This window comes from Pseudomonas syringae (assembly GCF_002157375.1).
Taxonomy (GTDB): domain Bacteria; phylum Pseudomonadota; class Gammaproteobacteria; order Pseudomonadales; family Pseudomonadaceae; genus Aquipseudomonas; species Aquipseudomonas syringae_T.
On record NZ_MTSA01000026.1, the window covers coordinates 1 to 23,888 of the forward strand.

Below are 23,888 nucleotides of genomic sequence, written 5' to 3' on the forward strand. Positions count from 1 at the left end.
GTTCTCTGACGGCAGCTCCTTGGCGTTTGAGGATCTTGTCACGATGAAGGATCAGCTGCTAGAGATCAAGAATTCGACCGGGACCTTCGGGAATGACACGCTGAATGGATCGGCTCGCGCCCAGACCTTTGATGGCAAGGGCGGCCAGGATGTGATCCACGGTGGCGGTGGCAATGACACCTTTATCTACAATGCTGGTTATGGCTACCTGGAGATAGATAACGCATATGCCGCCGGTGACGTGCCCGTTCTGAAGTTCGGCGCCGGTATCACAGCGGCGTCATTGACGGTTACAACCACTCCATCCGGCAATAGTATGGTGATTACCGACGGCATCGAAGGAGATCAGGTCGTGCTGGACTACAGTCTTCTTTATCCTAACAATGGTGTTAAGCAGATTCAGTTTTCAGACGGTAGTAATATGACAGATTCTCAGTTGATAGATTTGATTGGGATTAATTCCCATGAGAATGTTGTAGATCACGTAAGTTAACATATGCTGCAGCCTAGTTTCAGCGAAGGTGCTAAGGAACTAAGCTGCACAATAATAGTCAGTTAGGTTAAGTTTGAAAAGTGCATAAGTAAATTGGTCGAGCTTTGCTTGACGTTTCTGGTCAGAGGAAAAGTGAATATGATGATTTCATCTCTGCCAATTGACACCATGGTTCCTACTCGGAGGGATTCCATTCTCAGGACAAATGAGGTGTAGCGCTTTTAACTGCGTGAATTGAGTTATAGTTAAGCCAAATTTACGCAAGATTAAAAAGACTTTTAAAATAAAAGTCTTTCTTCAATTTTTTGGTTCGCCGCGGGAACGTCGCCGCGAGGTTTATTGCTGTGCTAGTGCTGTTTTACGCGTACGCCAAGGTCAACTTCTGCGTTCACAATCTTTTTGAGCCACCCCCAGCTCTGGTAGGGGTCACCGCGTCCTCGCAGGTGCGTGTACCGGCGTAGCGAATTCCAGTCACGATGGCCTGAGACGCTCGATACCCTAGGTATATCCCAGTCCATTTCGAAAAGCCTGCTTATGCCGTCATGTCGCATGTCATGAAAGCGCAGATCTTTCAGCTCTAAATACTTACAAGCTCGCGTGAATGCGGCAGATATCGAATCTGAGTTGTAGGGAAAAATCTCTAGGCACCCTTTAGGCATGCTCTGCAGGATCGCCCAGGCTTCGTCAGGAACGTGGCACCAGACGTCGTTGCCGATCTTCTGTCCAGGATTCTTCATGTCTCTGACCAGCACAGCCTGGCGTTTTTCATCCAGATCGTCCCAGCGAATGCGAGTGATTTCTTCCTGCCTACGCGTGGAAAATATTGCGAACCCCAGTACTTTGGGCATATTGATCGAAGACGGCTTACGTATCTGCATCTCAAAAAAATGAGTAAACAGAGCGTCGAGCTCGTCCTTCGTAGGTCTCCGAGTACGCTCTTTGCTCTTGCTGACCATTCCCAATTTACGCAGGACGATCCGCGCGTCCGACATCGCGTGAGGGGCAACGTCGTATCCCCATGCTGGCTTTGCTACGGACAGCACCGCTCCGAGATGCGACAGATCATTGCCTACGGTTTGCGCCTGGACTCCGCCGCCTTCCTTGCCCATTCTCCACTGCGCATACTCAACCAGCTTCTGACTGGTCAAATCTGAATCTGCTAACTCTCCCAGCCAGCTCTCGCTGATGGCGGTAAGGGTCGCCCGCTTGGTCTTACCCAGAAGGCGAACCTTCTTGTACTCGTCAAGGTATCGATCAATCATCTGTTTGACGCTGACCGTCTTGCGGTTCATGCGCTCAATCGCACCCGGTACGGCCAGCTCTGCCTCAGGTCGCTCCATCCACGCTTGATCGACCTGCTTGCGCTCGAACGTTTGAGTTTCCTGATAAACTCGCTGATCGTCTCGGTTGGTCCGCATCTGCGTGCAGTAAGCAGTACTGTCCTCGCGCTTGCGTGGTCTGATCGCTGCCCTTTTTGAATGGGTACATTTCTGATTTGAGCTGTTAGACGTACCGACAGCTCTCGGAAAACAAGCAAAAATGGCCATAAACCGCTGCCTTAAAGATCAGTATTGATGAGCATCGAAAAAATAGAAGCCCCAGCAACAATCAGCGATTCGGCTGCGGCACTGTCCCGCCGCTTCTCCGTCGCCCCCATGATGGACTGGACCGATCACCATTGCCGCTACTTCATGCGTCTGCTGTCCAAACACGCATTGCTGTACACAGAAATGGTCACCACGGGGGCCTTGCTGCATGGTGACCGTGAGCGGTTTCTTCGTCATCACGAGGCGGAGCATCCGTTGGCGTTGCAGTTGGGCGGTAGCACGGCGGCGGACCTGGCGGCGTGTGCGCGGCTGGCTGAAGAGGCGGGCTATGACGAGGTCAACCTGAACGTCGGTTGCCCGAGTGACCGGGTGCAGAACAACATGATCGGCGCATGCCTGATGGCTCACCCGCAGTTGGTGGCTGATTGCGTGAAAGCCATGCGTGACGCGGTAGGTATTCCGGTCACGGTCAAGCACCGGATTGGCATCAATGGCCGTGACAGCTATGCCGAGTTATGTGATTTCGTCGGCACGGTGCAGGAAGCGGGTTGCCAGAGTTTTACGGTTCACGCGCGCATTGCGATTCTTGAGGGGCTGTCACCCAAGGAAAACCGGGATATCCCGCCGTTGCGTTATGACGTGGTTGCGCAGTTGAAGTCCGACTTTCCTGATCTGGAAATCGTCCTCAATGGCGGTATCAAGACGCTGGAGCAGTGCAGCGAGCATTTGCAGACCTTTGAGGGTGTGATGCTGGGCCGCGAGGCCTATCACAACCCGTATCTGCTGGCGCACGTGGATCAGCGGTTGTTCGGCAGTGTCGCGCCGGTCATCAGCCGTCACGAGGCACTGGAGGCGATGCGGCCTTACATTGCGGCGCATATCGCCAGCGGTGGCAACATGCACCACGTCACTCGGCATATGCTCGGCCTCGGTCTGGGGTTCCCGGGCGCACGACGTTTTCGTCAGTTGCTGTCGGTCGATATCCACAAAGCGGAAAATCCGATGCTGCTGCTCGATCAGGCGGCGAAGTTTCTCGAAGGCCATTGATCGACCGCGCCGAGGGTGCCGGTTGTTGCGGGTCAAAAGAAGCGCTTATTCCAGTGGCGGCGCTGTCGGGCTCGGGCTATGTTGTGGGTATAACCCCACAAGGAAAACCCCACATGCACAAAGTCCTGGTCCCTTTTGACGGCTCGGAGCACGCCATGCGAGCCCTCGGTTACGTCATCGAGCTGTCTGGCGATCTCACCAAGTCACTTGAAGTGCATGTGCTGAACGTGCAGGCCAGCCCCATCGATTACAGCCTCTATCTGGCGCCTGACATGATCGAGGGTGTGAAAGCCGGGCTCACCAATGAAGGCAAGCGCGTGCTGGACGATGCCGTGGCTCTTCTGGCAGCCGCTGGCGTGCCGTTTGAGGCCCACGTCGATCTGGGCAACGTCGCCGAGCAGGTCGAAGCCGCCGTTCAGCGGCTCGGTTGCGATGCGGTGGTGATGGGCACTCGCGGGCTTGGCAACTTCGGCGGCCTGTTGCTGGGCTCGGTGGCCACGCGCGTGATCCATGAAGTGTCGGTGCCCGTGACGCTCATCAAATAAGAGGTTGCCTCACTGCTGCGCAGGCGTTCGTGTCTGGCGCAGCAACTCGATGTGTTCCGGTGGCACCAGTTTGCGCAGAGATTTGTACAGCGCGCGGGTTTCCAGCAGGTTCCAGATGCGCAGCATGGTTTCCAGGGCATCCAGCGGTTTGCTGATGAAGTCCCGCGCGCCCAGTGCCAGGGCACGCAGGCGGGTGTCGCGTGTCGCATCGGCGGTCAGGACCATGATCGGCAGGTAGTCATTGGCCGGGATGCGGCGGTTGAGCTGTTCCAGCACCGCGAAGCCATCGAACTCGGGCATGTGCAGATCCAGCACCACCAGGTCGGGCTCGAAACTGTTGAACAGGTCCAGCGTGCGCAATGGCTCGGTGCTGCTCAGCACATTGGTCAGTCCCTCTCGGGCGAGCAACTGTTCCATCAGGTCGAGGTTGGGCCGCTGGTCGTCAATGATCAGGATACGAAAGTCTCCGCTCATACGGGCTCCGGCAAGTACTGGTCCAGGAGGGCAAGAAACACCGGCACCTGAATGGGTTTGATCAGAATGGCCGTGGCTCCGGCCTGTTTCAGTTCGCGTTGGGTGTTGACGCTGGCGTCGGCAGTAATCATCAGAACCGGCGTGTTGACCGTCGCCGGCAAGCGCCGCAACCGCTGCAGCACCTCCATGCCCTTGAGGTCCGGCAGGTTGAGGTCCAGCAAAATCAACTGGGGCGCATGCTGGCGGGCCAGGTCCAGACCGAGCTGGCCTTGCATGCTCGACAGCAGTTGAATGCCCGGTCTGCGCTGCAGCAGCGTTTCGATCAGGGCCATGCTCGACAGGTTGTCTTCAATGCACAGCAACTTGCCATGATACGCCGGACGGGCGGCGGGCCGGGAGGCCGGGGCCGTATCAGGTGCGCGCGGCACCGGGACGGCGGGCGGGTGTACCAGCACACACGGCAATTCAAGGGTGAAGCGGCAGCCTTCGTTCGGTGTGGTGTCCACTGACAGCCCGCCGTGCATCATTTCCAGCATGCTCTTGCTCAGCGCCAGGCCCAGGCCGGTGCCTTCGACGCTCGGGTTGGCATCCAGCCGTTCAAAGGGCTTGAACAACTGACCGATACGTTCTGGCGCAATCCCGTAACCGGTGTCCACCACGCTTACCGTGACTCGTTCTTCTGATTGCCCGACCTCAATCCACACCTTGCCATCGGGCCGGTTGTACTTGATGGCGTTGGACAGCAGATTCAGCAACACCTGAATCAGGCGCTGGCGGTCAGCGACCACGCCGAGTTCGTCAGGCAGTTGTGGCGATTCGCGCAGCTCGATGTTGGCGTCGGCAGCCATCGGCGAGACCAGCACCAGCGCCTCTTTGAGCACGCTCGACAACGGCACGGGTTCGAGGCTCAGGGACACATGCCCGGCTTCGATTCTGGCGATGTCGAGGACTTCATTGATCAGCTTCAGCAAGTGCTGGCCCGCTCGCAGAATGTGCCCCACCTGGGGTCTCTGGCTGGCGGGCGAGTCCATGTCCAGCAACTGGGCAAAACCCAGAATGGAGTTCAGGGGCGTGCGCAGTTCGTGGCTCATGCGCGAGAGGAATTCACTTTTTGCCCGGCTGGCACGCTCGGCCTCTTCGCGGGCGGTGCCCAGAGCGATTTCGGCCACACGGCGATCGCTGATGTCACGGGTTATCTTGGAAAAGCCGCGCAGTTCATCATGGCTGTCGTATTGCGCGGTGATGACCACGCTGGCCCAGAAACGGCTGCCGTCCTTGCGGCGGCGCCAGCCTTCTTCGGTGTATCGCCCGTTGACCGTGGCTTCGTGCAACGCCATGTCGGGGTGTTGCGGGCATTCCTGAGGCAGGTAAAAGACCGAGAAATGCTGGCCGATGATTTCCTGTTCGGTGTAGCCCTTGATACGTTCGGCACCCGCGTTCCAGGTGGTGACGTAACCCTCGCGGTCCAGCGCGAAAATACCGTAATCCTTGACGCCTTCGATGATCAGGCGCAACCGTTCTTCGTTATCGCGCAGCGCACGCTCGCGTTCGGCCAGCAATTGACCGGCCTCGACCAGGCGCGTACCGAGTTGACCGATCTCATCTTTTTCCGGGGGCTGCGGTAATAAAGGGTGGCCCAGAGCCAGGCGCTGAGCATTGCGCTGCACCTGATGCACCCGCGCCACAATGCCTTTGGACAACATCAGCACCGCGAGAATGGCGCCGAAGATGCCGCAGGCTGCGGCCAGCAGCGTCGAGCGCAACAATCGCTCGCGGGTGGCCGCCGCCGCTTCCGTACGTTCGGCGAGCAGGGCGTCTTCGCGCTCGCGCATGATGCCGATCCGTTCGCGCAACTGATCAAGAACGTACTTGTTTTCAACCAGAATGCTCGCAACGGTTGTGCGGTCCTCCATGCTCATCGAGCGCAGCTTTTCCAGGCCGTCGACTTTGGTGTGAATCAGCGGGTCGATGGCTTTCAGGTGTTCACGCATCTGCTCGTCACGCACATTGGTGTTGAGTCGGGTCAGCGCTGCATCGATACGCGGTTGCGCGTTGATGTAGCCGGGCAGAAAGTCTTCCTGATGGGTCAGCAGATAGCCACGCACACCTGCCGCCGCTTCTGCGATCTGAGTATGAAGCGTCTGAATGTCGCCCTGGACCAGCAGCACGCGCCGCACATCTTCCTCCGCCTGCGCGGTCTGGCGTTCGGCGATGTAGATGAGCACCAGCGAAAACATGAGCATCGCCAGCGGCAGGGAAATCGCCACCAGCGCCTTGCCTCGCAAGGGAAGGTCTTCCCAGCGGCTGCTGCCCGATGCACTCATTGCCAGTCGCTCGTCGATTGGCTCACCAGACCGAGTGCCACACCGCGCACTGCCGCCTGGGTGCGGTCCGAGGCGCCCAGCTTGCCGATCACTTTTTCCACGTGCGCCTTGGCGGTGCCGGTGGTGATGCCGAGTTTTTCGCCGATTTCCCGGTTGCTGAAGCCGCCCGCCACCAGCCCCAACACCTGGCGCTCGCGAGGCGTCAGGGCGACCGGCGCGCTCCCGCCACCGGTGTTGCGTTCGGTCATGCGCCGCAGCAGGCGCGCACTCACGGCGCTGTTCAACGCTTCTTCGCCACGTGCCACGCGTTGCAGGCCTGCAATCACTTCATCGCGGCTCGCGTCCTTGAGCAGATAGCCCACCGCGCCCGCGCTGATGGCGGCTTCCAGGTGGTCGGTGCTGTCGTCCATGGTGAAAATCACCACTTTCAGGCCCGGCATGCGCTGCTGAAGAATGCGTGCGGCGCCGAGTCCGTTGAGCACCGGCATGCGGATATCGAGAATCGCGATGTCCGGTTGCAGCGCCTGGCACAAGTCGATGGCCTGCTGGCCGTCTGCCGCCTGACCGACCACCTCGAATTCCGGATGGCCCGCCAGCAGCGAGACGAACCCGGTTCGGGTCACTTCATGATCGTCTGCCAGAACCAGTCGCACGGTGTCAGTCATGTCATTGCCTTGTCTGCGTTGAAAGGGACGATGGCGCGTAATCGTGTGCCACGCCCGGGACGGCTGACGCAGGTCAGGTGGCCGCCCAGAAGGCTGGCGCGTTCCTGCATGGCCACCAGCCCCAGTTTTTGAACGCCAGCGCCATTGAGTGGCTTTTCGGTAATAAAACCACGGCCGTTGTCTTGCAGCCTGAGTGAGAGCTTGTCCTCACTCAGTTCCAGCGCCAATTCTACGCAACTGGCGTGGGCGTGCTTGAGCACATTGTTGATGCCTTCCTGAGCAATGCGAAACAGCGCGATCTCCAGGTGGCTGGGCAAGCGGGTCAGGGAGCGCGCGGTCCACTGCACGGCGATTCCCGCTTCACGCAGCCGGTCGGCTTCCTTGTCGACCGCCTGCAGCAGGCCGAAATCATCCAGCACACTCGGGCGCAGGCCACTGATCAACTGCCGTCCTTCGCCAACGCAATGCTGCGCCAGCTTGAGAATGGCTTGCAGGTCGGCGTCCAGCGGTTCGGGCAGGTCCGGGCAACGACCGGCGAAACCCTGCAGGCGCTGGTGCAGCCCGGCGAGGGTCTGGGCCAGCCCGTCATGCAGGTCGTAGGCCACGCGTTTGCGTTCGTCTTCCTGCGCGGTGAACAACTGACGAACCAGCTCGGACATGGTTCGCTCCCGGGCCACCAGCGCGTCGAGCAGACGGTTGTTCTCCAGGTGCGCTGCGAGCAGCGTGGCGAGCAGTTGCAAAGACTCGATGTCTTCGTTGTCGGGCGGGTTGATGGCGACACTATTGGCCAGCAGCAGCGCACCGAAAGCCCCGTCGTCAGCACCGCGCAACGGCAACAGCAGCACACTGGGCGAGTCGGTGCCGGAGCGTTCCAGCCACTGTGGGCCGATAACCCGCGGGTCGGCGACGGTTTCAAGGCTGTTCAGGCGTTCCCCGCTGCCGTGGCTGGCGGTGGTCTGCACGCCGTTGCCGGCCCCCCATTCCAGCAACAGACCGTGGTCCATGGCCACGAACGCGCAAGCGCGCTGCAAGACGCGCTGGCGCATGGCTTCAGGTGGCAGCTGGGTCAGTTCCTGGCCGGTGTCGACCAGCAGACGCAGGCGCGCGGCGCGACTTTGCGACTGGCGATACTGATTACGGATGGCCAGCGCACTTGCCGGATCGTGGGGAGGGCTTTGCATGAGGGACTCCAGCGAAGGTCTGTCAGTGCGGGCATAGGGGGAAGTGACGCTATTAGAACTCTATCAGGAGGTAAAGCCCATCTGCCGGTTGGCATACACAGATAACCCCGGTTGGCCGATGGCGCGCCGGGGCGGGGCGGGCAAAGTAGCACTCACTGAATCCCTGAACAGATCCCCCGTAGGAGAGTAGCGATGAAAACCAAATTGACCGCCCTGGCCCTGTTGCTGGTTGTGAGCGCCCCGATGGTACAGGCCGCTGCCCAGCCGTCCGGCTACACGTACCGCATGGTGGCCGAGCAGCCAAGCAACGTGAATGACAAGGAAATCGCCGGCTTGTTCGACCGCTGGAACAAGGCCCTGAAGACCGGGAACTCGCAAACGGTCGTTTCCCTCTACACGCCGGACGCCGTCCTGCAGCCCACGGTCTCGAACAAAGTGCGTGCAACGCCGGCTGAGATCAAGGACTACTTCGATCACTTCCTGGCGCTCAAGCCGGCCGGTGAGATCAACTACCGGGAAATTCGTCGGCTGGGCCCGGACGCGGCCGTGGACAGCGGTGTCTACACGTTCACCCTGACGGCCGCTGACGGCAAGAAAAGCACGGTGCAGGCGCGTTACACCTTCCTGTACCACCGCGTTGGCAATGAGTGGAAGATTCTCAACCACCACTCCTCGGCCATGCCGGAAGTGCAGCCTGAATATCAGGTCAGCCGCTGATCGATCAACAGACCGTCAGGCTGAAACAAAAAAACCGGAGCCAGTGCTCCGGATTTTTTTGCGTGCGTGAATGTTCCGCGATCAGGCTTCGGCGCTGGCGCCATTGACCTTGCGGCAATGAATCAGCGCATCGCGAATCATGAAGTTGACCAGTGTCGGCGATACGCCCAGCTCTTTGGCGATGTCTTTCTGCGGCACGCCGTGCAGGCGGTACATTTCGAACGCGTAGCGGGTGCGGGGCGGCAACTCGCCCAATGCATCGGCAATTTTCTCCAGGCTGGAGAAGTTGATGTGTGAGGTTTCTGGCGACGCACCCTGAATCACCACGTTCAGCCCCTCGGCCTCAGGGCCGGTGTATTTCTGTTCCAGTGCCTGCTTGCGGTAATGGTCGATGGCCAGGTTGCGCACGATCTGAAACAGATAGCTGAGTTGCGCCTTGAAGGTCAGCGTGGCCTGGGGCGCGGAACGCAGTCGGAAGAACGCATCCTGCACCACGTCTTCGGCGCGGGACCGGCAGCCGACGATGCGCGCGGCAATCTTGACCAGCAGCAGGTAGTTATCAACGAACGCCTGGAGTAACGGTGAGTCGCACTTACTTGTGATTACGTGTTCCGTCATGGAATTCACCTTGCTGCAAAACCAATGGGGGGGAGGGCCGCAAGAGGAGCAGCGCCGTCACATGGGGCAACAAATTAGCCTTAATGATAATTATTGTCAAATGCGAAAGCCAATCAGCGCACTTTAAAAGGGCGGCGCTGTGCATTGCGCGCCAGCAACGGACACCCTCCACTAATTATTTGCAGACGCCATCCGTTCTCATTGGTGACAGGCCCGACCACGGTTGCGGCCAAGGAATACCTCAGGAGAACCCCATGCGTTTCGATCACGCGCATCGCCGCTTTTACATCCGCGCCCACCACCGGACGGTTTCGATATGAGCACGCCCGTGAGCCTGACGCTGTTCTGCCTGCCGTTCTCCGGCGCCAGCGCGATGTTCTACAGCCCCTGGCGTCGCAAATTGCCCGAGTGGCTGAACGTGCGACCGCTGGAACTCCCCGGTCGTGGCATGCGCATGGATGAACCGTTGCAGACCGACATCGTGCCACTGGCCAACCATCTGGCCGACCAGATCAGTGCCGAACTGGACAAGCCCTATGCGCTATTCGGCCACAGCCTGGGCGGGCTGTTGGCCTTCGAACTGGCGCATGCGCTGCGCGAGCGAGGCCTGCCCGCGCCACTGGCGTTGTTTGCCTCGGCCACTGCCGGCCCGGTGCGCCGCGACGTTAGCGAATACGCCATTGCCAAGACCGACGAACAACTGATCGCCCGATTGCGCACGCTCAAGGGCACCCGCGAAAACGTCATCGCCAACGAAGAACTGATGCAGTTGATGTTGCCAATCCTGCGCGCTGACTTTCTGCTGTGCGGCAGCTTTGTGTACGGCGAGCGCGAGCCGTTGAGCGTGCCGATTCATGTGTTCGGCGGCAAGCAGGACAGCATCAGCGTCGAGCAACTGCTCGACTGGCAGGAAGAAACCTGCACCGGCTTCTCGCTGGACATGTTCGAAGGGCATCACTTCTATCTGGTCGACGAACAAGCGCCATTGCTGCGTCATCTGCGACGGTATTCCGAGCAGCACCTGGCCCGTTGGCGCAACAGCATTTCACGGCAATTGAACCGGGCCGCCGGTTGACCGTTTCCGGCTCTTTTGCCTCACGCGCGGCCCCACCCCAAGGGCGCGCGTCTTTCTTGACATTCAGATCTTATCTGGCACGCCGGATCTAGCAGGAACCCCATCATGGATGCGTTTGAACTCCCCGACACCCTGGCTCAGGCCCTTCAGCGTCGCGCCTCGCAGACGCCGGATCGGCTGGCCCTGCGTTTTCTCACCGACGAGAAAACCCAAGGGCTGGTGTTGACCTACCGTGATCTGGACCTGCGCGCGCGCACCATTGCCGCGGCGCTGCAACGTCAGGCCGTGCCGGGAGATCGAGCGATTCTGCTGTTCCACAGCGGTCCGGATTATGTCGCTGCGTTTTTCGGCTGCCTGTATGCCGGAGTCATTGCAGTGCCGGCCTATCCGCCGGAATCCAACCGTCGCCATCATCAGGAACGCCTGCTGTCGATCATCGACGATGCCGAGCCGCGTCTGGTTCTGACCGCCTCTGATGTGCAACCGGCCCTGTTGCAGATGGATGAGCTGGCCGCTGCCGATGCGCCGCCGTTGCTCTGCGTCGATACGCTGGACAGCGCGTCGGCTGAAGGCTGGCAGGGCCCGTCATTGCACGCCGACGACATCGCGTTCCTGCAATACACGTCGGGCTCGACGGCCTCGCCCAAGGGCGTGCAGGTCAGTCACGGCAATCTGGTTGCCAACGAGCTGTTGATTCGTCATGGCTTCGGTATCGATGTCAATCCGGACGACGTGATCGTCAGCTGGTTGCCGCTGTACCACGACATGGGCCTGATCGGCGGCTTGCTGCAGCCGATTTTCAGTGGCGTGCCGTGCATCCTGATGGCGCCAGCCTATTTCCTCACACGGCCGTTGCGCTGGCTGGAAGCGATCAGTGAATACGGCGGCACCATCAGCGGCGGGCCTGATTTTGCCTATCAGCTGTGCAGCGCACGGGTCAGTGATTCGGCGCTGGAGCGTCTGGACCTGAGCCGCTGGCGCGTGGCGTATTCCGGCTCCGAGCCGATCCGTCAGGACAGCCTCGATGCCTTTGCCGAGAAGTTCGCCAGCTGTGGTTTCACGCCGGACAGCTTCATGGCGTCCTACGGCCTGGCCGAAGCCACGTTGTTTGTGGCAGGCGGCAAGCGCGGTAAGGGCATTCCCTCGTTGCGTCTGAATACGCAGGCCCTGGCGCGGCATGTGGCAGAGCTGGGCGACGGTCAACCGGTGATGAGCTGCGGCACCGGGCAGCCGGGGCACGGCGTGTTGATCGCCGACCCTGCCACGCTGCACGTGCTGGACGAAAACCATGTTGGCGAAGTCTGGGCCTGCGGGCCGAGCATCGCCCACGGCTACTGGCGCAACCCTGAAGCCACCGCCAAAACGTTCGTCCAGCATGACGGCCAGACTTGGCTGCGCACCGGCGATCTGGGCTTTCAGCGGCATGGCGAGCTGTACATCACCGGTCGTTTGAAAGACATGCTGATTGTCCGTGGACACAACCTGTACCCGCAAGACATCGAAAAGCTCATCGAGCGCGAGGTCGATGTGGTGCGCAAAGGTCGCATCGCGGCGTTCGCCGTCCATCAGGACGGCAGTGAAGGCATCGGCATCGCCGCCGAAATCAGCCGCAGCGTGCAGAAAATCCTGCCGCCCGAAGCGCTGATCAAGGTCATCCGGCAATCCGTGGCCGAGGCCTTTCAAGAAGCGCCGAGCGTTGTCGTGCTGCTCAACCCGGGCGCACTGCCCAAGACCTCCAGCGGCAAACTGCAGCGTTCGGCTTGCCGCACCCGTCTGGCCGACGGCAGCCTCGACAGCTACGCCTTGTTTCCCGCGACCGACACGACTCGTCAAACCCCAGGCCTGAGCACCGGTTCGGACCTGCACGCGCAGATCGCCAGCGTCTGGTGCGAGCATTTGCAGTGCGAGCAGGTCAGCGCGGACGGCCATTTCTTCCTGCTGGGCGGCAACTCGATTGTCGCCACCCAGGTGGTGGCCCGGCTGCGTGAAACACTGGGTATCGACCTGAACCTGCGCTTGCTGTTCGAAGCACCGACGCTGGCAGCCTTTGCTGCGCAGATCGAAGCGCTGCAGGTCGCCGCATCGCAAGGCGACCTTCAGGCGCAGAACGCTATCGTTCGCCTTCCGGGCAGCGAGCATTTGCCGCAGTCGCTGGCGCAGAACCGCTTGTGGTTCCTCTGGCAACTGGACCCGACCAGCAGCGCCTACAACATTCCTGGCGGGCTGTACCTGCGTGGCGAGCTGAACACCGAAGCACTGCGCAGCAGCTTCCAGCGCCTGATCGAGCGTCACGAATCGCTGCGCACGCGCTTCTACGAGCAGGACGGCATTGCCCTGCAACGCATCGACGCAGCGGGTGAATTCCAGCTGCACAGCATGGATATCAGCGAATTGCCGGGCGACGAACGCCAGGCGCGTGCGCTGGCAATCCGTGAAGAACAGGCGCGCCTGCCGTTCGATCTGCAAAACGGCCCGTTGCTGCGCGTTGTGCTGTTGCAACTGGACGAAGAAGAGCATCAGTTGCTGGTCACGCTGCACCATGTCATTGCCGATGGCTGGTCGCTGAATGTGCTGATCGACGAGTTCTCGCGCCTCTATGCGGCGGCCGTTCAGGGGCAGACCCTCGAACTCGCGCCTTTGCCGCTGCGCTACGCCGATTACGGCCAATGGCAGCGTGAATGGCTGGCCCAGGGCGAAGCCGAGCGTCAGCTCGATTACTGGAAACAGCAACTGGGCGACGAACAGCCAACCCTGGCGCTGAACACCGATCACCCGCGTTCGGTACGCCGCCAGCACAGCGCTTCTCGCTACAGCGTGCGCCTGAGCGCCGAGCTGAGCGCTGCGGTGCGTAACACGGCGCAAGCCTGGCAATCGACACCGTTCATGTTTTTGCTGGCCGGTTTCCAGACCTTGCTGCATCGCTACAGCGGGCAGACCGACATTCGTATCGGCGTGCCCGGTGCCAACCGTCCGCGGCATGAAACCCAAGGCTTGATCGGCTTCTTCATCAACACCCTGGTGCTGCGTGCGCAACTGGACCCGCGCCTGCCGTTTTCGACCCTGCTGAGCCAGACCCGCCAGGCCGCACTCGACGCCCAGGCGCATCAGGACGTGCCGTTCGAACAACTGGTCGAGGCGTTTCCGCAGGCGCGTGAGCATGGCTTGTTTCAAGTCATGTTCAACCACCAGCAACGCGACCTGAGTGCCTTGCGTCGTCTGCCGGGGCTGCTCGCCGAAGAGCTGCCGTGGCACAGCCGCGAGGCCAAATTCGACCTGCAATTGCACAGCGAGGAAGACCGTAACGGTCGCCTCAACCTGTCCTTCGACTACGCCGACGAGCTGTTCGAGCGCGACACCATCGTGCGTCTGGCCCGGCACTACGTTCAGTTGCTGACCCAGGTCAGCCAGCAGGCGCAGGTCGCGTTGGGCGACGTGCAATTGCTCGGTGCCGATGAACTGGCCGAACAGACGCAGTGGAGCGCCGCCGCCTGCACGCCTGCGCAAAGCTGGTTGCCTGAATGGCTGGAGCGCCAGGCGCTGCACACCCCCGAGCGGATTGCGCTGATGTGGGAGGGCGGCAGCCTCGATTTCGCCAGCCTGCATGCCCAGGCCAATCGCCTGGCGCATTACCTGCGCGACAAGGGCGTCGGCCCGGACGTCAAGGTGGCGATTGCCGCCGAGCGTTCACCGCAATTGCTGATCGGCCTGTTGGCGATCATCAAGGCCGGTGGCGCTTACGTGCCGCTGGACCCGGATTACCCGACTGAACGACTGGCCTACATGCTGCAAGACAGCGGCGTCGAACTGTTGTTGACCCAGAGCCATCTGCTCGGCGATCTGCCGAGCGCCGAGGGCGTCTGTACGCTGGCGATGGACACGCTGCACCTGGACAACTGGCCGGTCAGCGCGCCGGGCCTGCACCTGCATGGCGACCATCTGGCGTACGTGATTTACACCTCCGGCTCCACCGGCCAGCCCAAAGGCGTCGGCAACACCCACGCTGCACTGGCCGAGCGCCTGCAATGGATGCAGGACACCTACGCGCTGGATGAAACCGATGTGCTGATGCAGAAGGCACCGATCAGTTTCGACGTGTCGGTGTGGGAATGCTTCTGGCCGCTGATCACCGGTAGCCGACTGCTGCTGGCAGGCCCAGGCGAACACCGCGATCCGCATCGCATCGCGCAATTGGTCAACCAGTACGGCGTGACCACGCTGCATTTCGTACCGCCTCTGCTGCAGCTGTTCATCGATGAGCCGTTGGCGCAGCAGTGCGGCAGCCTGCGTCGCCTGTTCTCCGGTGGCGAAGCGCTGCCGAGCGAGCTGCGCAACCGTGTGCTGGAGCAACTGCCGGGCGTGCAGCTGCACAACCGTTACGGCCCCACCGAGACCGCGATCAACGTCACACACTGGCAGTGCCAGCGTGCTGATGGCCTGCGTTCACCCATCGGTCGTCCGCTGGGTAACGTGCTGTGCCGGGTGCTGGACAGCGAACTGAACGCGCTACCACGCGGGGTGGCCGGGGAGTTGTGCATCGGTGGCATCGGCCTGGCGCGGGGTTACCTGAACCGTCCGGGCCTGACCGCCGAGCGCTTTATCGCCGACCCGCTGGGCCAGACGGGCGAACGCCTGTACCGCACGGGGGACCGGGTGCGCTGGGCGGCAGACGGCGCGCTGGAATACCTCGGACGTCTGGATCAGCAGGTCAAGCTGCGCGGCTTCCGCGTCGAACCGCAGGAAATCGAAGCCTGCCTGCTGGCCCAGCAGGGCGTCGGGCATGCCGCTGTGCTGGTGCGCGAAACCGCCGCTGGCCCGCAACTGATCGGTTACTACACCGCCGAAGCCGGGCAGGACGTTCAGGCCGAGCGCCTCAAGTCGGCGCTGGCGCTGGAACTGCCAGACTATATGGTTCCGGCGCAACTGGTGCGCCTCGACAGCATGCCGCTGAGCCCGAGCGGCAAGCTGGACCGCCGCGCCTTGCCCGAGCCGCAATGGCAGACCCGCGAACACGTCGAGCCGCAAACCGACCTGCAAAAGCAGATCGCCGCTGTCTGGCGGCAAGTGCTGGGCGTGCAGCGTGTCGGCCTGCGCGATGACTTTTTCGAGCTGGGCGGGCACTCGTTGCTGGCCACGCAGATCATTTCCCGGGTGCGTCAGGCGTGCGACATCGACCTGCCGTTGCGGGCGTTGTTCGAAGCCAGCGAGCTGGGCGCATTCGCCGAACAGGTGCAAACCCTTCAACAGTCAGGCGCCCGCAACAGCCTGCAACCGATTGCCCGCGTCGACCGCAGCCAGCCGGTGCCTTTGTCCTATTCGCAGCAGCGCATGTGGTTCCTCTGGCAGATGGAGCCAGACAGCCCGGCGTACAACGTCGGTGGCATGGCGCGTTTGAACGGCGTGTTTGATATCGAGCGCTTCGAGGCCGCGCTGCAAGCCTTGATCCTGCGTCACGAAACCCTGCGCACCACCTTTCCGAGCGTCAACGGCGTGGCCTGCCAGAACGTCTCCGAGCAGACCGGCCTGAGCGTGCAATGGCAGGACTATTCGGCGCTGCCTGCCGAGGTTCGTCAGCAGCGCATTCAGGCGCTGGCCGACAGCGAGGCGCATCAGCCCTTCGATCTGGAAACCGGGCCGTTGCTGCGGGCCTGTCTGGTCAGGGCTGCGGAGCTGGAGCATTACTTCGTCCTGACCTTGCATCACATCGTCACCGAAGGCTGGGCGATGGACATTTTCGCCCGCGAGCTGGGCCAGCTCTACGAAGCATTTCTTGACGGCAAGCCGTCTCCGCTGGAGCCGCTGGCGGTGCAGTACCTTGATTACAGCGTCTGGCAGCGTCAGTGGATGGAAGCCGGCGAGCGCCAGCGCCAGCTGGATTACTGGACCGCGCAACTGGGCAACGAACACCCGCTGCTGGAGCTGCCTGGCGACCGGCCGCGACCGGCTGTGCAAAGTCATCAGGGCGAGTTGTACCGCTTCGACCTGAACCCCGAGCTGGCCGCCAAAGTCCGCGCTTTCAATGCCCGCAACGGTTTGACCCTGTTCATGACCATGACGGCCACGCTGGCGGTGCTGCTTTATCGCTACAGCGGCCAGAATGACCTGCGCATCGGTGCGCCGGTGGCCAACCGGATTCGTCCGGAAAGCGAAGGGCTGATCGGCGCGTTCCTCAACACCCAGGTGCTGCGCGTGCAGCTCGATGGCCAGATGAGCGTCGCGCAACTGTTCGAGCAGGTGCGCCATACGGTCATCGAAGGCCAGTCGCATCAGGACTTGCCGTTCGATCATCTGGTCGAAGCCCTGCAACCGCCCCGCAGCGCAGCCTACAACCCGCTGTTCCAGGTGATGTGCAACGTACAGCGCTGGGAATTCCAGCAGAGCCGTGAGCTGGCGGGCATGACCGTCGACTACCTGGTCAACGATGCCCGCGCCACCAAGTTCGACCTCAATCTGGAGGTCACCGAACTGGATCACCGCCTGGGTTGCTGCCTGACCTACAGCACCGATCTGTTTGACGAACCGCGCATCGCGCAAATGGCCGAACACTGGCTGAACCTGCTGCAAGCGTTGCTCACCGACCCGCAACAACGCCTCAGCGAGTTGCCGCTGTTGCAGGACGCCGAGCGTCAGCATGTGCTCGACAGTCTCGGCGTCGAAGCGGGCGAGCAACGCCTCGATCAGTGCATTCACAGCCTGTTCGCCGAGCAGGCCCGGCGGCGTCCACAGGCAGCGGCGCTGACGTTTGCCGGCCAGACCCTGAGCTACGCCGAGCTGAACGCCCGCGCCAATCAACTGGCCGGAATGCTGCGCGAGCGCGGCGTCGGCCCACAGGTACGTGTCGGCCTGGCGCTGCCGCGCTCGCTGGACCTGGTGGTCGGCCTGCTGGCGATCCTCAAGGCCGGTGGCGCCTACGTGCCACTGGACCCGGAATACCCGCTGGAACGCCTGCATTACATGATCGAAGACAGCGGTGTCGGTCTGCTGCTGAGTGACCGAGCGCTGTTTGCTGCGCTGGGCGAGTTGCCTGCCGGTGTGGCTCGCTGGTGCCTGGAAGACGATCAGCCGTTGCTGGCGTCATTCTCGTCCAATGAGCTGCCGTTCATCAGCCTGCCGCAGCATCAGGCGTACCTGATTTACACCTCCGGTTCGACCGGCAAGCCCAAAGGCGTGGTGGTGTCCCATGGCGAGATCGCCATGCATTGCCAGGCGGTGATCCGTCGCTTCGACATGCAGCCGGACGACTGCGAGCTGCACTTCTATTCGATCAATTTCGACGCCGCCACCGAGCGCCTGTTGGTGCCGTTGCTCAGCGGCGCACGTGTGGTGTTGCGCGCTCAGGGGCAATGGGACGCCGAAGAAATCTGCACGCTGATTCGCGAGCAGCAGGTCAATATTCTTGGTTTCACGCCCAGTTATGGCAGTCAGTTGGCGCAATGGCTGGCGACTCAGGGCCAGACCTTGCCGGTGCGCATGTGCATCACCGGCGGTGAAGCGCTGACCGGCGAACACTTGCAGCGCATTCGTGCAGTCTTTCAGCCGGAACTGTTCTTCAACGCCTATGGCCCGACTGAAACCGTGGTGATGCCGCTGGCCAGTCTGGCGCCGCAGCAACTGGACGAAGGCGAAGCCAGCGTGCCGATTGGTCGTATCGTCGGCGCGCGCGTGGCCTACATTCTCGACGCCGATCTGGCGCTGGTGCCGCAGGGTGCGAGCGGCGAGCTGTACATCGGCGGTGCCGGTCTGGCGCAGGGCTATCATGAGCGCCCCGGCATGACCGCCGAGCGTTTTGTGGCTGATCCGTTCGCCAGCCACGGCGGGCGTCTGTACCGCACCGGCGACCTGGTGCGCCAGCGCGCCGACGGGTTGGTGGAATACCTGGGGCGTATCGACCATCAGGTGAAGATTCGCGGTTTCCGTATCGAACTGGGTGAAATCGAAACCCGGTTGCTGGAACATGAGGCCATTCGCGAAGCGGTGGTGCTGGCGCTGGACACGCCGTCGGGCAAGCAACTGGCCGCCTACCTGGTCAGCGATGTGGCCGGGCAGGGCGATGTGCAACAGGCGCAACTGCGTGAAGCGCTGAAGTCGCACCTCAAGGCGCAACTGCCGGATTACATGGTGCCGACCCACCTGATGCTGCTCGTCAGCATGCCGCTGACGGCCAACGGCAAGCTGGATCGCCGCGCGTTGCCGGCGCTGGACCCGGAACTCAATCGTCAGCATTACATTGCGCCAGCCAGCGAAATGGAGCAGCACCTGGCAGCGATCTGGTGCGCTGTGCTGAATGTCGAGAACGTCGGCGTCAACGACAACTTCTTCGAACTGGGCGGCGACTCGATCCTGTCGATTCAGGTGGTCAGCCGGGCGCGTCAGGCGGGTATTCATTTCAGCCCGCGTGACCTGTTTCAGCATCAGACCGTGCAGACCCTGGCCGCTGTGGCGACCACCCGCGAACTGATTCAGGCCGAGCAGGGCCTGCTGCAAGGCAAATCTGCCCTGACACCGATTCAGCACTGGTTCTTCGACACGCCGATCCCCGAGCGCCAGCACTGGAACCAGTCGCTGGTGCTGGAACCGGTCAGCGCGCTTGATCCACGTGTTCTGGAACAGGCATTGCGCGCCGTGCTTGAACAGCACGACGCCTTGCGCCTGAGCTTCACCGAACAGAACGGCACGTGGCAAGCCGAGCACCGCGCGGTCATCGCCGAAACGCTGCTGATACAAGCGCGGGTTGCCGACATGGCCGAATGTGCGGCCCTTTACGCCGACACCCAGCGCAGCCTCGACCTGCAAAACGGTCCGCTGCTGCGTGCGTTGCTGGTCGACGGCCCTCAGGGCCAGCAACGCCTGCTGATGGTCATTCACCATCTGGTGGTCGATGGCGTTTCGTGGCGCGTGCTGCTGGACGATCTGCAAACGGCCTATCGTCAAGCAAGCGAAGCCATGCCGATGCGCTTCGCCGCCAAAACCAGTGCGTTCCGTGACTGGGCGGCGCGCTTGCAGGCGTACGCGGGCAACGAATCGTTACGTGAAGAACTGCGCATCTGGAAACGCCAGTTGGGCGGCCCGGCGGCGCAGTTGCCGTGCCACAACCCACAGGGCGGCCAGCAGAACCGTCATGCGCAAACCGTCAGCGTGCGACTGGATGCCGAGCGCACCCGGCAACTGCTGCAACAGGCGCCCAGCGCTTACCGCACGCAGGTCAACGACCTGCTGCTGACGGCGCTGGCGCAGGTGATCTGCCGCTGGAGCGGGCAGCCATCGACGCTGATCCAGCTGGAAGGTCATGGCCGTGAAACCCTGTTTGACGACATCGACCTGACCCGTACCGTGGGCTGGTTCACCAGCGCTTATCCGCTGCGCCTTACGCCGGCACTGGCTGCCGACGCAGCGCCGGGTGACTCGATCAAGGCGATCAAGGAGCAACTGCGCCAGGTGCCGCACAAAGGCCTGGGTTATGGCGTGTTGCGCTACCTGGCCGACAGCGCCAGCAAGGCTGCCATGCAGGCGCTGCCGGTGGCACCGATCACCTTCAACTACCTTGGCCAGTTCGACCAGAGCTTCGCCAGCGATGCGTTGTTCCGCCCGCTGGAAGAGTCGGCGGGCGCGGCTCACGATCCGCATGCGCCGCTGCCCAACGAACTGAGCATCGACAGTCAGGTGTATGGCGGCGAACTGCTGCTGCGCTGGACCTTCAGTGCCGAGCGTTATCAACCTGCCGCCATCGAAGCGTTGGCGCAGGATTACCTGAACCAGTTGCAAGCGCTGATCGCCCACTGCCTGAGCGATGGCAGCGGCGGGCTGACGCCTTCGGACTTCCCGCTGGCCGAGCTGGATCAGGCGCAACTCGACGCGCTGCCGGTCCCGGCCATTCAGATAGAGGACGTCTATCCGCTGACCCCGATGCAGGAGGGCATGCTGTTGCACACCCTGCTGGAACCCGGTACCGGCCTGTATTACATGCAGGACCGCTACCGCATCAACAGCGCACTGGACCCGGAACGTTTTGCCCAGGCCTGGCAGGCGGTGATCGCCCGTCACGAAGCGCTGCGTGCCTCGTTCTGCTGGGACATCGGCGAAACCATGCTGCAGGTCATCCATAAACCGGGCCGCACGCCGATGGATTACCTGGACTGGCGCGACGTACCGGCAGACCAGCAAGAGCCGCGCTTGCAGGCCCTGCTCAAGTCCGAGCGCGAAGCCGGTTTCGATCTGCTCGATCAGCCACCGTTCCACCTGCGCCTGATCCGCGTCGACGAAGCGCGCTACTGGTTCATGATGAGCAACCACCACATCCTCATCGATGCCTGGTGCCGTTCGCTGCTGATGAATGACTTCTTCGACATTTACACCGCGCTGGGCGAAGGCCGCGAGGCGCAACTGACCCCGGCACCGCGCTATCGCGATTACATCGGCTGGCTGCAACGCCGTGGGCTGGTTCAGGCGCGTGACTGGTGGCGGCACAACCTGCGTGGTTTTGAACGGCCAACGCCGATCCCCAGCGACCGTCCGTTTCTGCGTGAACATGCGGGTGACAGCGGTGGCATGGTGGTGGGCGACTGTTACACCCGCCTTGATGAACGCGACGGCGCACAACTGCGCGAACTGGCCCAGCAGCATCAATTGACCGTCAACACCTTCGCTCAGGCGGCGTGGGCCTTGACCCTGCGGCGCATGAGCGGTGATCGCGACGTGGTGTTCGGCGTCACCGTGGCCGGTCGGCCGGTGGAACTGCCGCAGATGCAGCGCACCGTCGGGCTGTTCATCAACACCATTGCCCTGCGCGTCGGCATGCCGGGTGCAGACCAGCGCTGCACGGTTCGCCAGTGGCTGAGCCAGTTGCTCGACAGCAACATGCAGCTGCGCGAGTACGAGTACCTGCCGCTGGTGACCATTCAGGAAAACAGTGAACTGCCCAAGGGCCAGCCGCTGTTCGACAGCCTGTTCGTGTTCGAAAACGCGCCGGTGGAAGTCTCGGTGCTGGACCGCGCGCAGAGCCTCAACGCCACCTCGGATTCCGGCCGCACCCACACCAACTACCCGCTGACAGCGGTCTGCTATCCGGGTGATGACCTGGGCCTGCACCTGTCTTACGACCAGCGTTATTTCGACGAGTCCACTGTGCAGACCATGCTCGGTGAGTTCAAACGCCTGCTGCTGGCGCTGATCGAAGGTTTCCACGGCGACATGGCCGAGCTGGCGCTGGTCAGTGAGCAGGAGCGTACGTTCCTGATCGAGGGCTGCAACCAGAGCGAGCAGGCTTACCCGCTGGACAAGAGCTATGTCGAACTGTTTGAAGCGCAGGTTGACGCGCATCCCGAGCGCACGGCGGTCAGTTGCCTGACCCATGAAGTCAGCTACGCCGAGCTGAACATCGCCAGCAACCGATTGGGCCATGCGCTGATCAGTGCCGGCGTCGGCTTTGACCAGCCGGTGGCGTTGCTGGCCGAGCGCGGGCCTGAGTTGCTCGGCATGATCATCGGCAGCTTCAAGGCCGGTGCCGGTTACCTGCCGCTGGACCCGGCGCTGCCGAACTCGCGGCTGAGCGGCATCATCGCCCAGAGCCGCACGCCGGTGCTGGTTTGCAGTGCGCTGTGCGTGGAACAGGGTAGGGCGTTGCTTGATGCGCTGCCCGCGTCTGATCGCCCGCAGTTGCGGGTCTGGGAAGACGTGCAGCAGAGCCCGTTGGCGCAGCACAATCCGGGGCGTTACAGTGCGCCGGATAACCTGGCTTACGTGATCTTCACCTCAGGCTCCACCGGCCTGCCAAAAGGCGTGATGGTCGAACAGCGCGGCATGCTCAATAACCAGTTGAGCAAGGTGCCGTACCTGAACCTGAGCGACAGCGATGTGATCGCCCAGACCGCTTCGCAGAGTTTCGACATCTCGGTCTGGCAGTTCCTCGCCGCGCCGCTGTTCGGGGCGCGGGTGGACATTGTGCCGAACGACATCGCCCGTGACCCGCTGGCCCTGTTGGCGCATGTTCAGGCGCAGCGCATCAGCGTGCTGGAGAGCGTGCCGTCGCTGATTACCGGCCTGCTCGCCGAAGAACAGGCCACCCTCGACAGCCTGCGCTGGATGCTGCCGACCGGCGAAGCCCTGCCGCCCGAACTGGCCAGCCAGTGGCTGCAACGCTACCCGGCTATCGGTCTGGTGAACGCCTATGGTCCGGCTGAATGCTCCGATGACGTGGCGTTCTTCCGCGTCGATGCCGACTCGACACGCAGCGCGTATCTGCCGATCGGTTCGCCGACCGACAACAACCGCCTGTACCTGCTCGACGACGCGCTGGACCTTGTGCCGCTGGGCGCCGTCGGCGAGTTGTGCGTTGCCGGGGCCGGGGTGGGTCGCGGTTATGTCGCGGACCCATCGCGCACGGTGCCGGTGTTCGTGCCGCATCCGTTCGGTGCGCCGGGCGGACGTCTGTACCGCACCGGCGATCTGGCACGGCGGCGCAAGGACGGCGTGCTGGAATACGTCGGCCGGGTCGACCATCAGGTGAAAATTCGCGGCTATCGCATCGAGTTGGGCGAAATCGAAACCCGCTTGCTGGAGCATTCGGCAATCCGTGAATCGGTGGTGCTGGACATCGACGGCCCGCTGGGCAAAGTGCTGGCGGCGTATCTGGTGCCACACACTGCCCTGCAGGATCACGATGCGCTGCGAGACGCGCTTAAAGCTCACCTCAAGGCCAGCCTGCCGGACTACATGGTGCCTGCGCATCTGGTGATTCTGGACGCGATGCCACTGACGCCGAACGGCAAGCTCGACCGCAAGGCCCTGCCTGCGCCGGACGTCAGCCAGGCGCAGCAGGATTACCTCGCACCACAGACGGAAATGGAGCAACAACTGGCGACTATCTGGGCCGATGTGCTCAAGGTCGAACGTGTGGGCGTTACCGATAACTTCTTCGAACTGGGTGGGCATTCGTTGCTGGCTACTCAGGTCGTCACCCGTGCGCAGAAGCTGCTGCAACGTAACGTGCCGTTGCGGGCAATGTTTGAATTCAACACCGTTCAGGCGTTGGCCGGACATCTGGAGAGCCTTGGCGAAACGCAGGTCGACGAACAGAAATTCGACCGGCTTGCAGACTTGATGGCGGAGCTGGAAGGGTTCTGATCAGCCTCTGGTCGGCGTGCTGGCGCTGCGGATAAAAAACTCGTCACCGGGTGTAAATCCGCAGCGCGCTGGCGCGTTTTCAAGGG

Annotated in this window: 12 protein-coding genes; 6 read left to right on the forward strand and 6 right to left on the reverse strand. The window is 62.0% G+C overall.

The window, feature by feature from the left end; genetic code table 11:
* Nucleotides 1-493: calcium-binding protein (locus tag BW686_RS24175; protein ID WP_218775762.1), on the forward strand; the 493-nt coding region annotated here is incomplete at its 5' end.
* Nucleotides 494-840: 347 nt separating this feature from the next.
* On the opposite strand, the gene BW686_RS24180 is transcribed toward BW686_RS24175, so the two are convergent.
* Nucleotides 841-1,911: a tyrosine-type recombinase/integrase gene (locus BW686_RS24180; RefSeq protein ID WP_084920262.1), complete on the reverse strand. Its 1,071-nt coding sequence runs from the start codon at nucleotides 1,909-1,911 to the stop codon at nucleotides 841-843.
* Nucleotides 1,912-2,067: 156 nt separating this feature from the next.
* Here BW686_RS24180 and dusA point away from each other — a divergent pair, with 156 nt between their 5' ends.
* Together dusA and BW686_RS24190 are read left to right on the forward strand one after the other, a co-directional pair.
* Entirely contained in the window at nucleotides 2,068-3,087 is a 1,020-nt protein-coding gene (gene dusA / locus BW686_RS24185; RefSeq protein ID WP_084920266.1) for a tRNA dihydrouridine(20/20a) synthase DusA, read from the forward strand.
* Nucleotides 3,088-3,200: 113 nt separating this feature from the next.
* On the forward strand, nucleotides 3,201-3,632 hold the full coding sequence (locus BW686_RS24190) for a universal stress protein (RefSeq protein ID WP_084920269.1): 432 nt from the start codon (nucleotides 3,201-3,203) through the stop codon (nucleotides 3,630-3,632).
* Between the two features lie 9 nt (nucleotides 3,633-3,641).
* Here the strand turns inward: BW686_RS24190 and BW686_RS24195 are convergent, their stop codons facing one another.
* Genes BW686_RS24195 through BW686_RS24210 form a run of 4 tightly spaced genes read right to left on the reverse strand, consistent with a single transcriptional unit; the run spans nucleotide 3,642 to nucleotide 8,276 of the window.
* A complete protein-coding gene (locus tag BW686_RS24195) occupies nucleotides 3,642-4,106 on the reverse strand; it encodes a response regulator (RefSeq protein WP_084920271.1) in 465 nt (154 codons plus the stop codon).
* Nucleotides 4,103-6,430: an ATP-binding protein gene (locus BW686_RS24200; RefSeq protein ID WP_084920273.1), complete on the reverse strand. Its 2,328-nt coding sequence runs from the start codon at nucleotides 6,428-6,430 to the stop codon at nucleotides 4,103-4,105. The genes BW686_RS24195 and BW686_RS24200 overlap by 4 nt, the downstream gene beginning before the upstream one ends.
* Nucleotides 6,427-7,095, reverse strand: coding sequence for a response regulator (locus BW686_RS24205; RefSeq protein WP_084920275.1), 669 nt, complete (start codon nucleotides 7,093-7,095; stop codon nucleotides 6,427-6,429). Before BW686_RS24205 ends, BW686_RS24200 begins: the two co-directional genes overlap by 4 nt.
* Nucleotides 7,092-8,276, reverse strand: coding sequence for a sensor histidine kinase (locus BW686_RS24210; protein WP_084920278.1), 1,185 nt, complete (start codon nucleotides 8,274-8,276; stop codon nucleotides 7,092-7,094). The genes BW686_RS24205 and BW686_RS24210 overlap by 4 nt, the downstream gene beginning before the upstream one ends.
* Before the next feature lie 192 nt (nucleotides 8,277-8,468).
* Between BW686_RS24210 and BW686_RS24215 the strand changes: the two genes are divergently transcribed.
* On the forward strand, nucleotides 8,469-8,993 hold the full coding sequence (locus BW686_RS24215; RefSeq protein WP_084920280.1) for an SgcJ/EcaC family oxidoreductase: 525 nt from the start codon (nucleotides 8,469-8,471) through the stop codon (nucleotides 8,991-8,993).
* Nucleotides 8,994-9,074: 81 nt separating this feature from the next.
* On the opposite strand, the gene BW686_RS24220 is transcribed toward BW686_RS24215, so the two are convergent.
* A complete protein-coding gene (locus tag BW686_RS24220) occupies nucleotides 9,075-9,611 on the reverse strand; it encodes an RNA polymerase factor sigma-70 (protein ID WP_084920283.1) in 537 nt (178 codons plus the stop codon).
* A 316-nt stretch (nucleotides 9,612-9,927) separates the two neighbouring features.
* Here BW686_RS24220 and BW686_RS24225 point away from each other — a divergent pair, with 316 nt between their 5' ends.
* Both BW686_RS24225 and BW686_RS24230 read left to right on the forward strand, forming a co-directional pair.
* Nucleotides 9,928-10,686, forward strand: a complete 759-nt coding sequence (locus BW686_RS24225; RefSeq protein ID WP_084920285.1) for a thioesterase II family protein — start codon at nucleotides 9,928-9,930, stop codon at nucleotides 10,684-10,686.
* Nucleotides 10,687-10,791: 105 nt separating this feature from the next.
* Nucleotides 10,792-23,802, forward strand: a complete 13,011-nt coding sequence (locus tag BW686_RS24230) for a non-ribosomal peptide synthetase (protein WP_084920287.1) — start codon at nucleotides 10,792-10,794, stop codon at nucleotides 23,800-23,802.
* Nucleotides 23,803-23,888: the final 86 nt, after the last annotated feature.

Coding starts and splice junctions, on each gene's coding strand:
- BW686_RS24230 (WP_084920287.1), top strand. CDS start 10,792: ATGGATGCGTTTGAACTCCCCGACACCCTGGCTCAGGCCCTTCAGCGT.
- BW686_RS24200 (WP_084920273.1), bottom strand. CDS start 6,430: ATGAGTGCATCGGGCAGCAGCCGCTGGGAAGACCTTCCCTTGCGAGGC.
- BW686_RS24210 (WP_084920278.1), bottom strand. CDS start 8,276: ATGCAAAGCCCTCCCCACGATCCGGCAAGTGCGCTGGCCATCCGTAAT.
- BW686_RS24225 (WP_084920285.1), top strand. CDS start 9,928: ATGAGCACGCCCGTGAGCCTGACGCTGTTCTGCCTGCCGTTCTCCGGC.
- BW686_RS24180 (WP_084920262.1), bottom strand. CDS start 1,911: ATGCGGACCAACCGAGACGATCAGCGAGTTTATCAGGAAACTCAAACG.
- BW686_RS24190 (WP_084920269.1), top strand. CDS start 3,201: ATGCACAAAGTCCTGGTCCCTTTTGACGGCTCGGAGCACGCCATGCGA.
- BW686_RS24195 (WP_084920271.1), bottom strand. CDS start 4,106: ATGAGCGGAGACTTTCGTATCCTGATCATTGACGACCAGCGGCCCAAC.
- BW686_RS24220 (WP_084920283.1), bottom strand. CDS start 9,611: ATGACGGAACACGTAATCACAAGTAAGTGCGACTCACCGTTACTCCAG.
- BW686_RS24215 (WP_084920280.1), top strand. CDS start 8,469: ATGAAAACCAAATTGACCGCCCTGGCCCTGTTGCTGGTTGTGAGCGCC.
- dusA (WP_084920266.1), top strand. CDS start 2,068: ATGAGCATCGAAAAAATAGAAGCCCCAGCAACAATCAGCGATTCGGCT.
- BW686_RS24205 (WP_084920275.1), bottom strand. CDS start 7,095: ATGACTGACACCGTGCGACTGGTTCTGGCAGACGATCATGAAGTGACC.